The 13,132-nt window shown below is 36.3% G+C and carries 15 protein-coding genes and 1 other annotated feature; all 15 genes read left to right on the forward strand.

Annotated features, from left to right (window positions below; all coding sequences use genetic code 11):
* The first annotated feature begins 219 nt into the window (after window positions 1–219).
* Window positions 220–870 (forward strand): serine O-acetyltransferase, encoded by a 651-nt coding sequence (gene cysE / locus JVU85_RS10485; protein ID WP_002509406.1) that lies wholly within the window; start codon window positions 220–222, stop codon window positions 868–870.
* Entirely contained in the window at window positions 854–2,254 is a 1,401-nt protein-coding gene (gene cysS, locus JVU85_RS10490) for a cysteine--tRNA ligase (protein ID WP_002509407.1), read from the forward strand. Before cysE ends, cysS begins: the two co-directional genes overlap by 17 nt.
* A 40-nt stretch (window positions 2,255–2,294) precedes the next feature.
* Entirely contained in the window at window positions 2,295–2,645 is a 351-nt protein-coding gene (locus JVU85_RS10495) for a Mini-ribonuclease 3 (RefSeq protein WP_082435643.1), read from the forward strand.
* 4 nt (window positions 2,646–2,649) lie between these two features.
* Complete coding sequence (rlmB, locus tag JVU85_RS10500) at window positions 2,650–3,396, forward strand: 23S rRNA (guanosine(2251)-2'-O)-methyltransferase RlmB (RefSeq protein WP_204172534.1); 747 nt, start codon at window positions 2,650–2,652, stop codon at window positions 3,394–3,396.
* The gene (locus JVU85_RS10505) at window positions 3,396–3,923 is read left to right on the forward strand and encodes an NYN domain-containing protein (RefSeq protein ID WP_002509410.1); all 528 of its coding nucleotides are present in this window, start codon (window positions 3,396–3,398) and stop codon (window positions 3,921–3,923) included. Before rlmB ends, JVU85_RS10505 begins: the two co-directional genes overlap by 1 nt.
* An 81-nt stretch (window positions 3,924–4,004) precedes the next feature.
* Window positions 4,005–4,571 (forward strand): sigma-70 family RNA polymerase sigma factor, encoded by a 567-nt coding sequence (locus tag JVU85_RS10510; protein WP_204172521.1) that lies wholly within the window; start codon window positions 4,005–4,007, stop codon window positions 4,569–4,571.
* A 126-nt stretch (window positions 4,572–4,697) separates the two neighbouring features.
* Entirely contained in the window at window positions 4,698–4,841 is a 144-nt protein-coding gene (gene rpmG / locus JVU85_RS10515) for a 50S ribosomal protein L33 (protein ID WP_002509412.1), read from the forward strand.
* Between the two features lie 93 nt (window positions 4,842–4,934).
* The gene (gene secE / locus JVU85_RS10520; RefSeq protein WP_204172522.1) at window positions 4,935–5,114 is read left to right on the forward strand and encodes a preprotein translocase subunit SecE; all 180 of its coding nucleotides are present in this window, start codon (window positions 4,935–4,937) and stop codon (window positions 5,112–5,114) included.
* A gap of 14 nt (window positions 5,115–5,128) precedes the next feature.
* Complete coding sequence (gene nusG, locus JVU85_RS10525) at window positions 5,129–5,677, forward strand: transcription termination/antitermination protein NusG (RefSeq protein ID WP_002509414.1); 549 nt, start codon at window positions 5,129–5,131, stop codon at window positions 5,675–5,677.
* Between the two features lie 157 nt (window positions 5,678–5,834).
* A complete protein-coding gene (gene rplK / locus JVU85_RS10530) occupies window positions 5,835–6,257 on the forward strand; it encodes a 50S ribosomal protein L11 (RefSeq protein ID WP_002509415.1) in 423 nt (140 codons plus the stop codon).
* Window positions 6,258–6,474: 217 nt separating this feature from the next.
* Window positions 6,475–7,170, forward strand: a complete 696-nt coding sequence (gene rplA / locus JVU85_RS10535; protein WP_002509416.1) for a 50S ribosomal protein L1 — start codon at window positions 6,475–6,477, stop codon at window positions 7,168–7,170.
* An 87-nt stretch (window positions 7,171–7,257) separates the two neighbouring features.
* Window positions 7,258–7,400, forward strand: a sequence feature (ribosomal protein L10 leader region).
* A gap of 73 nt (window positions 7,401–7,473) precedes the next feature.
* Complete coding sequence (gene rplJ / locus JVU85_RS10540; protein ID WP_002509417.1) at window positions 7,474–7,974, forward strand: 50S ribosomal protein L10; 501 nt, start codon at window positions 7,474–7,476, stop codon at window positions 7,972–7,974.
* Window positions 7,975–8,014: 40 nt separating this feature from the next.
* Window positions 8,015–8,383, forward strand: a complete 369-nt coding sequence (gene rplL, locus JVU85_RS10545; RefSeq protein ID WP_002509418.1) for a 50S ribosomal protein L7/L12 — start codon at window positions 8,015–8,017, stop codon at window positions 8,381–8,383.
* Window positions 8,384–8,614: 231 nt separating this feature from the next.
* Complete coding sequence (locus tag JVU85_RS10550; protein WP_204172523.1) at window positions 8,615–9,226, forward strand: class I SAM-dependent methyltransferase; 612 nt, start codon at window positions 8,615–8,617, stop codon at window positions 9,224–9,226.
* A 201-nt stretch (window positions 9,227–9,427) separates the two neighbouring features.
* Window positions 9,428–12,979, forward strand: coding sequence for a DNA-directed RNA polymerase subunit beta (rpoB, locus tag JVU85_RS10555; protein ID WP_103388464.1), 3,552 nt, complete (start codon window positions 9,428–9,430; stop codon window positions 12,977–12,979).
* The last annotated feature ends 153 nt before the right edge of the window (window positions 12,980–13,132 follow it).

Consider the following 13,132-nt stretch of genomic DNA (forward strand, 5'->3'; position numbering starts at 1 on the left):
AAAAGTGTTCAGAGAGTGTACGGGAGCTGCGAGTACATCACTAATACTATGGAATGCACCTTTGTTGCTAACAATTAAATGATGTAAATGAGTGTATATAAGTGCAATTTTGGGATGAAATATCAAAATTAAACTTATATATAAAGAAGAGTGGGACCGTGCCAAAGCACCTCTAGCATATTGTGTTAGAGGTGCTTTTTTAGTAGGGAGGAAAAAATCTTGTTTAAAGTTTTAAAAAGAGTAAAAGATGATATAAATATGGTTTTTGAACAAGACCCAGCAGCAAAAACGACGTTTGAAGTTGTGACATCATACGCAGGTTTACATGCTGTATGGAGTCATCTCATTGCGCACACATTATATAAAAAGGAAAAATATGTTCTTGCAAGATTAATATCACAAATTACGCGGTTTTTTACTGGTATAGAAATACATCCAGGTGCAAAGATAGGGAGACGTTTATTTATTGATCACGGCATGGGAGTAGTAATTGGTGAGACATGTCGAATTGGAGATAATGTAACTATATATCAAGGTGTGACACTAGGCGGAACTGGAAAAGAGAAAGGCAAAAGACATCCAGACATTGGAGATAACGTACTGATTGCAGCGGGAGCTAAAGTACTAGGTAATATTGAAATTCATTCAGATGTAAATATTGGTGCTAATTCTGTAGTACTAACTTCTGTGCCAAGTTTTTCAACTGTAGTAGGTATACCAGGGCATATAGTAAAACAAGATGGTAAACGTATCGGTAAAACATTCGATCATTTAAATTTACCTGACCCGATTTATGAGCAAATGAAAGAGTTAGAGAAACAACTTGAAAAAACAAGAAATGGAGAGATTCAAGATGATTACATTATATAATACATTAACACGCCAAAAGGAGACTTTTGAGCCTCTTGAACCGGGTAAAGTGAAGATGTATGTATGTGGACCTACAGTTTATAACTATATTCATATAGGGAATGCTCGACCAGCAATTAACTATGATGTAGTACGCAGATACCTTGAATACAAAGGTTATGAGGTAGAATATGTATCTAACTTTACCGATGTAGACGATAAACTCATTAAACGTTCAAACGAATTGAACGAATCAGTACAGTCGATTGCTGATCGCTATATTGAAGCATTTTATGAAGATACGTCAGCATTGAATGTTAAGAAAGCAACGTCGAATCCACGTGTTATGAATCATATGGATGACATTATTCAATTTATTCAAGAATTAGTTGATGAAGGTTATGCTTATGTCAGTGGTGGCGATGTTTATTTTAGAACACGTAAGTTTGAAGATTATGGTAAATTAAGTCATCAATCACTCAATGATTTAAAAGTAGGTGCTCGTATTGAGCAAGGTGAACAGAAAGAAGATGCACTTGATTTTACATTGTGGAAACAAGCAAAACCCGGTGAAATTAGTTGGGAGAGTCCATTTGGAGAGGGACGTCCAGGTTGGCATATCGAATGTTCTGTAATGGCATATAAAGAATTAGGTGCCACAATTGATATTCATGCTGGTGGGACAGATTTACAATTCCCACACCATGAAAATGAAATTGCGCAATCAGAAGCACACAACCATGCACCATTTGCGAATTATTGGATGCACAATGGTTTTATTAACATTGATAATGAAAAAATGAGTAAATCGTTAGGTAACTTTGTGTTAGTACATGACATTATTAAAGAAATTGATCCTGACGTATTACGTTTCTTCATGATTAGCGTACATTATCGTAGCCCAATTAATTACAATATGGAACTTGTAAATGCAGCTAGAAGTGGATTAGAGCGTATACGTAATAGTTATAATGCTGTGTTAGAGCGTGCAGCAATTGCTACAGATATAACAGATCAAAGTGACTATTTAGAGCAAATTGATAGCATATTAACACAATTTGAAACTGTAATGAATGATGATTTTAATACCGCGAATGCTATCACGGCATGGTACGATTTAGTTAAATTAGCAAATAAATTTGTATTGGAAAATACCACTTCACTGGCGGTACTAGAACGTTTTAAAGAAGTGTTCCATATCTTTAGCGATGTGTTAGGCGTGCCATTAGAAGGTGCTTCAACTGATGAATTATTAGATGAAGATGTTGAAGCATTAATAGCAGAACGTGATGCTGCTAGAAAAAATAAAGATTTCGCACGCGCAGACGAAATTCGTGATGACTTAAAAGCACAAAATATTATACTTGAAGATACGCCTCAAGGTGTGAGGTTTAAACGTGGCTAATACTAATCCTAAACTTTTGAACCCATTGACATTAGCGTATATGGGAGATGCTGTGTTAGATCAACACATTAGAACCTATATCGTTTTGAAATTACAAAGTAAGCCCAATCGTTTACATCAGGTGGCAAAACAATATGTTTCTGCTAAAAGCCAAGCACAAACACTAGAATATTTGATTGAGAACACTTGGTTTACAGATGAAGAATTAGAAATAGTACGTCGTGGACGCAATGCTAAAAGTTATACTAAAGCTAAAAATACAGATATACAAACATATAAGAAAAGTTCAGGCTTGGAAGCAGTCATTGGCTTTTTATATTTAGACACACAAGAAGAGCGTCTGACAGCATTATTAGAGGCAATTGTAGAAAGTGTAAATGAAAGGGAGTGACATGTTGGAAGATATCGTTATCGTCGGTCGACATGCGGTAAAAGAAGCTATTACCAGTGGCCATACAATTAATAAAATTTTAATTCAAGATGGAATTAGAAAACAACAAATCAATGAGATATTAAAAAAAGCTAAAAACGAGAAAATCATTGTACAAACCGTTCCTAAATCTAAGATAGACGGTTTGTCAGAATTACCACACCAAGGTGTCGCTGCATTAGTAGCGCCTTATGAGTATACTGATTTTAATGACTTTATAGCGCAACAAGACAACAAAGATACTTTAGCCACAGTGTTGATTTTAGATGGGTTAGAAGATCCACATAATTTAGGATCGATTATTCGTACGGCTGACGCTTCGGGTGTAGATGGGATTATTATACCTAAACGTCGTTCCGTTGCTCTAACACAAACAGTTGTAAAAGCAAGTACAGGTGCTATCCAACATGTGCCGATTATGCGCGTGACAAACTTAGCACAAACGATCGAGTCGTTAAAGGAACATGGCTATTGGGTAGCAGGAGCGGAAGCAGATAACGCAACCGATTATCGTGAGTTGGATGCTGGCATGCCACTTGCTTTAGTTATCGGTAGTGAAGGCCAAGGTATGAGTAGATTAGTGAAAGATAAATGTGATTTTTATATCAAGATTCCTATGGTTGGACACGTCAATAGTTTGAATGCATCTGTAGCAGCAAGTTTACTGATGTACGAAGTTTATCGTAAACGGAATCAGATTGGAGATGCATAATGAAGGAAAGGTACTTAATCATAGATGGATATAATATGATTGGCCAATCTAAAACGTTAAGCAAACTCGCACAGGAAAATCTAGAAGAGGCTCGTGAACAATTATTGATTGCTATTGCAAACTTCAGTGCGGTCGTTGCTGATGAAGTCATTTGTGTATTTGATGCTTACGACCAATCTGGTTTGCAATCTGAGTATGAGTATCATGGTGTTAAAACAGTGTTTACGAAAGAAAAGGAAACAGCTGATAGCTACATCGAAAAGTATGTTTACGATTTGTATAATAAACATACGACACATATTACAGTAGTAACGAGTGACATGAGTGAACAACATGCAATCTTTGGCACAGGCGCCTATCGCATCTCATCGAGAGAAATGTGGCGCGATTTAGAAGAAAACGAAACGACTATTTCTAAGTCATTAGATGGCTTCAATGAAACTAAACCAAGAACACGTATCCCATTATCAAATGAGATATTGCAAGAATTCGAAAAAATTAGGCGTGGTAACCACAAGAAAGACTAATTTTGCCCTCTTGCTTTTTAGTGATCTCGCTTTGTATGATATGAATATTCTAACGGAAAGGAACATATCATGAGAGACCATATGACAACTAAAAAGCAATCTGTAGCCCATGCCACTAATGAACATAATCAAACATTAGTAAACCACATCATTGCACAGGTCACACCTAAGATTAAAGCAAGTTTAAATTGCAGCTCAATTACTAAAGATAGTAAAGATGATTTGTTTCAAGACATTATCCTGAAGCTTTTACTCAATATAGCGTATTTTGACTTTAAGCAAGACACACCAATTGAACATTACATCAATAAAATAGTGAAAACAACAAAAGCAGATTACTTTCGACGACGCGCGTTACAAAATGTGCAACGGCAAGCATTAGTGCAAGAGTTTCGTGTGAATTATGAATCACGTACACAACAGCAAAATATTGAAGTGATTATATTACGTAATGAGTTGAAAACAATATTAAATCAGAGCTTCGAACGACTGACCATATTAGAACGTACTATTATGACTGATATGGTAAATGGCTATAAACCGCATTCTATTGCACAGCGTTTTAATATAGAACACAAAGTAGTCTATAACGGGATTCAAAGAGCAAAACGCAAAATTAAGCGTTATTTACTACTCTGGTGGCAATAAAATGTAGTACACTGAATATGGTGATATGACAACACGTGATACATTTTACAATAGTATTGATGTTTGACAATTGCTATATGACTTATGTATAGTAGATTGGTATTATAATGAATAAGGTGAGGTTTATTGAAAAAAGTACCGTTGAATTGTGAAGAATGTGGCAGCCGAAATTACAATTTACCCAAACACAACGATGCAACTACGAGACTTACATTGAAAAAATATTGCCCTAGGTGTAATACACATACACTGCATAAAGAAACAAAATAAATGTTAGTGTATTTCATATTAAGTAGCTGCAAACGCGAACGGATAACATAGTAGTAATGGATGACTCGAGTATAATGAGATGGAGGGTTTATAATGGCTAAAAAAGATGGTTTCTTTCAAGGCGTAAAGCCTGAAATGGAAAAGACAAGTTGGCCAACTAAAGAAGAATTATTTAAGTACACAGTAATTGTGGTTGCTACAGTAATCTTCTTTCTAGCTTTCTTCTATGCCTTAGACTTAGGAATTGGCAGACTTATAGAATTAATTAAATAGTGAGGAGTGACGACATGTCTGAAGAAGTTAGTGCAAAGCATTGGTATGCAGTGCATACTTATTCTGGTTATGAGAATAAAGTTAAAAAGAATTTAGAAAAACGTGTAGAATCTATGAATATGACAGAACAAATTTTTAGAGTTGTCATACCAGAAGAGGAAGAAACACAAGTTAAAGATGGTAAAGCGAAAAAGCTAACTAAAAAAACATTCCCAGGATATGTGTTAGTTGAATTAGTGATGACCGATGAATCTTGGTATGTTGTAAGGAATACGCCAGGTGTAACTGGTTTCGTTGGTTCTGCTGGCGCAGGCTCAAAACCTAATCCTTTATTGCCTGATGAAGTACGTTTCATCTTAAAACAAATGGGCATGAAAGAAAAAACGATAGATGTTGAAGTTGATTTAGGTGAACAAGTACGAGTGAAATCTGGTCCGTTTGCTAACCAAGTTGGTGAAGTACAAGAAATTGAAGCGGATAAATTCAAATTAACAGTTTTAGTAGACATGTTTGGAAGAGAAACTCCGGTAGAAGTAGAATTTGATCAAATAGAAAAATTATAATAATTAAAAGGAAAATTACTATTGATTTCTAATATAGATTGATGGTATAATACTGTGGTCGCGCTTTAGAGCGTTCCATTTCGTCACGAAATGTAGAAGAGTGGGAGGGCAAAACTCAGTCCTGTGACCACATCACGATATCAAGGAGGTGCACATCGTGGCTAAAAAAGTAGAAAAAGTAGTTAAATTACAAATTCCTGCAGGTAAAGCAAACCCAGCACCACCAGTTGGTCCAGCATTAGGTCAAGCAGGTGTGAACATTATGGGATTCTGTAAGGAATTCAACGCACGTACTCAAGAAGATGCAGGTTTAATCATTCCGGTGGAAATCAGTGTTTATGAAGATCGTTCATTTACATTTATTACTAAAACACCACCAGCTCCAGTACTACTTAAAAAAGCAGCTGGCGTTGAAAAAGGTTCAGGCGAACCTAATAAAAACAAAGTTGCTACAGTAACTAAAGATCAAGTACGCGAAATTGCTAACAGCAAAATGCAAGACTTAAACGCTGCAGACGAAGAAGCAGCTATACGTATTATCGAAGGTACTGCACGTAGTATGGGTATCACAGTAGAATAATTATAACAATTAACATGAAACAGATAGACGGATAGTAGCAGATGACAGAGATGACAAACATGATCGCAGTATTCAACATTGTCGTAAATGAAGAAGTAGAACTGTTGAGGAAGTCTCCCAAAGTCCATACACACTTCACTGTTATCTGCTCTTAACTTGCGCAGGCAAGTAAACGTGGGAGGAAATTCCGCTAAAACCACTAAAGGAGGAACAATAAATGGCTAAAAAAAGTAAAAAGTATCAAGAAGCAGCTAGTAAAATAGACCGCCAAAAACATTACGATGTTGAAGAAGCTGTCGCATTAGCTAAAGAAACAAGCATCGCTAACTTTGATGCTTCAGTAGAAGTAGCATTCCGTTTAGGCATTGATACACGTAAAAATGACCAACAAATCCGTGGTGCAGTAGTACTACCAAACGGTACTGGTAAATCACAACGTGTATTAGTATTTGCTAAAGGTGACAAAGCAACAGAAGCAGAAGCAGCAGGCGCTGATTACGTAGGCGAAGGCGACTACGTAAACAAAATCCAACAAGGATGGTTTGACTTCGATGTAGTTGTTGCAACACCAGACATGATGGGTGAAGTTGGTAAATTAGGTCGTGTATTAGGACCTAAAGGTTTAATGCCAAACCCTAAAACAGGTACAGTTACTATGGATGTGAAAAAAGCTGTTGAAGAAATCAAAGCTGGTAAAGTAGAATACCGCGCTGAAAAAGCTGGTATTGTACATGCATCTATTGGTAAAACTTCATTTGATACTGATAAATTAGTTGAAAACTTCAGAGCTTTACAAGATGTATTAGCAAAAGCTAAACCATCTTCAGCTAAAGGGACTTATTTCAAATCTGTTGGTATTACTACAACAATGGGTCCTGGCGTTAAAGTTGATACTTCAGGCTTTAAACTATAATAAATCATATCTAATATAAATAGACTGAAAGTGTTCCTTTCAGTCTATAAATAAATATTGACATATTACAATAAACCAGTTATATTGGTTTATGTGATTATTTTACCTAAGACAGTAGGAGTTATACATTAACTTAAAATTACATCCTGCCGAGGCTAAAATTGACTTGAACGTGAAGAAACTTTCAAGCACTTTTTGCCGTGGGTAGAAAGTGCTTTTTTTATTGAGTGATGCTTTTAACTCTTAAGCTAGAGTATTATTCAAAATTAAAAGCACCAAAATAAATTGTATGGAGGTGTCTAAATGTCTGCTATCATTGAAGCAAAACAACAACAAGTTGATACTATTGCTGAACAACTTAAAAACTCAGTATCTACTGTAATCGTAGACTACCGTGGTTTAAGTGTAGCTGAAGTGACAGAACTACGTTCACAATTACGTGAAGCTGGTGTTGAGTACAAAGTTTACAAAAACACTATGGTTCGTCGTGCTGCTGAAAAAGCTGGTATCGAAGGATTAGATGAATTCTTAGTAGGACCTACAGCTGTTGCAACATCTACTGAAGATGTCGTTGCACCAGCAAAAGTACTTGCAGGATTTGCTAAAGAACACGAAGCATTAGAAATTAAAACAGGTATTATGGAAGGTAGCGTTATCTCAGCTGAAGAAGTTAAAACAGTTGGATCTCTACCATCACACGACGGTCTTGTATCAATGCTATTATCTGTATTACAAGCACCAGTCCGCAACTTCGCATATGCAGTTAAAGCTGTTGGTGAAGAAAAAGAAGAAAGCGCTGAATAATTGCGCATAAAAAAACTTAACTTAATGGAGGAATATTAAAATGGCTAATCAAGAACAAATCATTGAAGCAATTAAAGAAATGTCAGTATTAGAATTAAACGACTTAGTAAAAGCAATTGAAGAAGAATTTGGTGTAACTGCAGCAGCTCCAGTAGCAGCAGCAGGTGCAGCAGGCGGCGCAGATGCAGCTGCTGAACAAACTGAATTTGACGTAGAGTTAACTTCAGCTGGTTCATCTAAAATCAAAGTTGTTAAAGCTGTTAAAGAAGCAACTGGCTTAGGATTAAAAGATGCTAAAGAATTAGTAGACGGAGCTCCTAAAGTAGTTAAAGAAGGCTTATCTAAAGAAGATGCTGAAGAGCTTAAATCACAATTAGAAGAAGTAGGCGCTACAGTAGAATTAAAATAATTCTAGCCTCTTAACTAATGAATAATTTTATATTGCAGGCCGAGAGTTACATTATCAAAGTGATATGTAAGCAACTTGCAGTCTGAGATTTTTGAGAAATGAAAACCCCGTTATCACTATAACGGGGTTTTATCTTTTGATTATCTTTAAAGGTCTACGTTATCATTTGAACTAAGCACTAGCTAAGATAATACATAATCCGCAATTTGTGGATTAAAATGAGGTGTAGTCATGAGCCACTATTATGATGCGAATCCTGAAGTTGAAAGTGATGAAACTGTTTTTACCTACTCCTACGATAATCATAATTTAAAACTAACAACAGATGCAGGTGTCTTTTCGAAAGGGAAGATAGACTTTGGTTCTGACTTGTTAGTTACAACATTTTTGAAAGCAAATCCCCCTGGACCTACGAAAAATATAATTGATGTTGGATGTGGCTATGGGCCCATTGGCTTAATGGTTGCTAAAGTAGCACCACATCATCAGGTTACAATGGTAGATGTGAATCAGCGCGCGTTAGCATTAGCAAAGCGCAACAAACAAAAAAATCACATCGAAAATGTTGAAATTGTAGAAAGTGATGGTTTAACTCAAGTAGAGGACGCTACGTTTGACTTTGTGTTAACCAATCCACCTATTAGAGCAGGAAAAACTGTGGTGCATCAAATACTAACGGACGCCAGTAGTAAGTTGAAACAAGAAGGCGCGCTCTATGTTGTTATTCAGAAAAAACAAGGAATGCCTTCAGCGAATAAGAAAATGCAAGAAGTATTTGAAAACGTAGAAGTAGTAGAAAAAAGTAAAGGCTATTACATTTTGCGAAGTGTAAAGCTTGATTAAAATACTTGATTCTGATATAGTTATAGAATGTAAAAATTTATGTTCAATAAGTGTGTACTTTTACGTATAAAATAACAATGTATATTGCTAATATAGTAAATAGAAAATGGTGTCATAAGGAGTGCTACCGTTTTCTTTTTGTCTTATTATATTTGGTTATTTATCAAAAGTAAACACACAATTTTTGAGGGGTGAATCTGTTTGGCAGGTCAATTTGTCCAATATGGAAGACATCGTAAACGTAGAAATTATGCGAGAATTTCAGAAGTATTAGAATTACCGAACTTAATCGAAATTCAAACGAAATCATATGAGTGGTTCTTAAAAGAAGGGTTACTAGAAATGTTCCGTGATATTTCACCGATTGAAGATTTCACAGGTAATCTGTCTTTAGAGTTTGTAGATTACAGACTTGGTGAACCAAAATATGATTTAGAAGAATCGAAAAACCGTGATACAACGTATGCTGCACCACTTCGAGTGAAAGTACGTCTTATTATTAAAGAGACTGGCGAAGTAAAAGAGCAAGAAGTGTTTATGGGAGACTTCCCATTAATGACAGATACAGGTACATTTGTGATTAACGGTGCAGAACGTGTTATCGTATCACAACTTGTTCGTTCACCATCCGTTTACTTCAACGAAAAACTAGATAAAAATGGTCGTACGAACTATGATGCAACTATCATTCCTAACCGTGGCGCATGGTTAGAGTATGAAACAGATGCAAAAGATGTTGTATATGTACGTATCGACAGAACTAGAAAGCTACCTTTAACTGTGTTATTACGTGCTTTAGGTTTCTCTACAGATCAAGAAATCATCGATCTATTAGGAGATAATGAATATTTACGTAACACACTAGAAAAAGATGGTACTGAAAATACAGACCAAGCTTTACTAGAAATTTATGAACGTTTACGTCCTGGCGAGCCACCTACAGTAGAAAATGCTAAAAGCTTATTATATTCACGTTTCTTTGATCCAAAACGATATGATTTAGCAAGTGTAGGTCGTTATAAAGCAAACAAAAAACTACATTTAAAACATCGTCTGTTTAATCAAAAATTAGCAGAACCGATTGTTAATGCTGAGACAGGTGAAATTGTAGCTGAAGAAGGCACAGTTTTAGATCGTCGTAGCTTAGATGAAATCATGGATGTTTTAGAAGCAAATGCAAATAGTGAAGTATTTGAATTAGAAGGTACAGTAATTGATGAACCAGTTGAAATTCAATCAATCAAAGTATATGTACCAAATGATGAAGAAGAACGTACTACTACAGTAATTGGTAACGCGTTCCCTGATTCAGAAGTTAAATGTATTACACCAGCAGATATTATCGCATCTATGTCATACTTCTTTAACTTATTAAGTGGTATTGGCTTTACTGATGATATTGACCATTTAGGTAATCGTCGTCTACGTTCAGTAGGTGAATTATTACAAAACCAATTCCGTATTGGTTTATCAAGAATGGAACGTGTGGTTAGAGAAAGAATGTCTATTCAAGATACAGACTCAATCACACCACAACAATTAATCAACATTCGTCCAGTTATTGCATCTATCAAAGAATTCTTTGGTAGTTCACAATTATCACAATTCATGGACCAAGCTAACCCATTAGCTGAGTTAACACATAAACGTCGTTTATCAGCATTAGGACCTGGTGGTTTAACACGTGAACGTGCTCAAATGGAAGTACGTGACGTACACTATTCTCACTATGGCCGTATGTGTCCTATCGAAACACCAGAGGGACCAAACATCGGTTTAATTAACTCACTATCAAGTTATGCACGTGTAAATGAATTTGGCTTTATCGAAACGCCGTACCGTAAAGTAGATTTAGCAACAAACTCAATTACAGATCAAATTGATTACCTAACTGCTGATGAAGAGGACAGCTATGTGGTAGCACAAGCCAACTCTAACTTAGATGAAAATGGTAAGTTTTTAGATGACGAAGTTGTTTGTCGTTTCCGCGGTAATAACACAGTTATGGCTAAAGAAAAAATGGACTACATGGACGTATCACCTAAGCAAGTAGTTTCAGCTGCAACGGCATGTATTCCTTTCTTAGAAAACGATGACTCTAACCGTGCATTAATGGGTGCGAACATGCAACGTCAAGCAGTACCGTTGATGAACCCTGAATCACCTTTCGTAGGTACAGGTATGGAACACGTAGCTGCTCGTGACTCTGGTGCTGCAGTTATTGCAAAATACAAAGGTCGCGTTGAGCACGTTGAATCTAATGAAATCCTAGTTCGTCGCTTGATTGAAGAAAATGGTCAAGAATACGAAGGTGAATTAGATCGTTATCCATTATCTAAATTCAAACGTTCTAATACTGGTACTTGTTATAACCAACGTCCAATTATTGCAAAAGGTAATGTTGTGACAAAAGGTGAAATCCTAGCTGACGGTCCTTCAATGGAATTAGGTGAAATGGCCTTAGGTAGAAACGTAGTTGTTGGTTTCATGACTTGGGACGGTTATAACTACGAGGATGCTGTAATCATGAGTGAACGTCTTGTTAAAGATGACGTTTACACTTCAATCCATATTGAAGAATATGAATCTGAAGCACGTGATACTAAATTAGGACCTGAAGAAATTACGAGAGACATTCCAAACGTTTCGGATAACGCACTGAAAAACTTAGATGATCGCGGTATTGTCTATGTTGGTGCCGAAGTTAACGACGGTGATATTTTAGTTGGTAAAGTAACGCCAAAAGGTGTCACAGAATTAACTGCTGAAGAGCGTTTGTTACATGCAATCTTTGGTGAAAAAGCACGAGAAGTTCGTGATACTTCATTACGTGTACCTCATGGTGCAGGCGGTATCGTGCTAGATGTTAAAGTCTTCAATCGTGAAGAAGGAGACGACACACTTGCGCCAGGCGTAAATCAATTGGTACGTGTTTATATCGTTCAAAAACGTAAAATACACGTTGGTGATAAAATGTGTGGACGTCACGGTAACAAAGGTGTAATTTCGAAAATTGTTCCTGAAGAGGATATGCCTTATTTACCAGACGGTACGCCAATCGATATCATGTTAAATCCATTAGGTGTGCCATCACGTATGAACATTGGACAAGTACTTGAATTACATTTAGGTATGGCTGCGAAAAACTTAGGTATTCATGTTGCATCACCAGTATTTGATGGTGCCAACGATGATGATGTTTGGTCAACTATTGAAGAAGCAGGCATGGCTAGAGACGGTAAAACTGTACTTTATGATGGTCGTACTGGTGAACCATTCGATAATCGTATTTCAGTTGGTGTAATGTACATGCTTAAACTTGCGCACATGGTTGATGACAAGTTACATGCGCGTTCAACTGGACCATATTCACTTGTTACACAACAACCACTTGGTGGTAAAGCACAATTTGGTGGACAACGTTTCGGTGAAATGGAGGTATGGGCACTTGAAGCATATGGTGCTGCTTATACATTACAAGAAATCTTAACTTATAAATCCGATGATACAGTAGGTCGTGTGAAAACATACGAAGCTATTGTTAAAGGTGAAAATATCACTAGACCAAGTGTTCCAGAATCATTCCGCGTATTGATGAAAGAATTACAAAGTTTAGGTTTAGACGTTAAAATTATGGATGAACACGATAATGAAATCGACATGCATGATACAGAAGATGAAGAAGCAACAGAGCGTAAAGTTGACTTACAACAACAAGGCGCGCCAGAGTCACAAAAAGAAATCACTGACTAATTGTATTTAAGACTAAATAAAGAATAAATTCACAGGTTGTCGTACATAGCGCGTTTATCGTGCTATGTATACGCAACTTGACACTTTTATTATTCATTTTGTTGATATAAGCCAATCAATCAATTTGCACAGTTAATCTAAATTGAAGGAGGT

It is taken from the genome of Staphylococcus sp. GDY8P72P (genome assembly GCF_016890655.1).
GTDB lineage: Bacteria > Bacillota > Bacilli > Staphylococcales > Staphylococcaceae > Staphylococcus > Staphylococcus arlettae.

Coding starts and splice junctions, on each gene's coding strand:
- JVU85_RS10550 (WP_204172523.1), top strand. CDS start 8,615: ATGAGCCACTATTATGATGCGAATCCTGAAGTTGAAAGTGATGAAACT.
- rplJ (WP_002509417.1), top strand. CDS start 7,474: ATGTCTGCTATCATTGAAGCAAAACAACAACAAGTTGATACTATTGCT.
- secE (WP_204172522.1), top strand. CDS start 4,935: ATGGCTAAAAAAGATGGTTTCTTTCAAGGCGTAAAGCCTGAAATGGAA.
- JVU85_RS10510 (WP_204172521.1), top strand. CDS start 4,005: ATGACAACTAAAAAGCAATCTGTAGCCCATGCCACTAATGAACATAAT.
- JVU85_RS10495 (WP_082435643.1), top strand. CDS start 2,295: ATGGGAGATGCTGTGTTAGATCAACACATTAGAACCTATATCGTTTTG.
- rplA (WP_002509416.1), top strand. CDS start 6,475: ATGGCTAAAAAAAGTAAAAAGTATCAAGAAGCAGCTAGTAAAATAGAC.
- rplL (WP_002509418.1), top strand. CDS start 8,015: ATGGCTAATCAAGAACAAATCATTGAAGCAATTAAAGAAATGTCAGTA.
- nusG (WP_002509414.1), top strand. CDS start 5,129: ATGTCTGAAGAAGTTAGTGCAAAGCATTGGTATGCAGTGCATACTTAT.
- JVU85_RS10505 (WP_002509410.1), top strand. CDS start 3,396: ATGAAGGAAAGGTACTTAATCATAGATGGATATAATATGATTGGCCAA.
- cysS (WP_002509407.1), top strand. CDS start 854: ATGATTACATTATATAATACATTAACACGCCAAAAGGAGACTTTTGAG.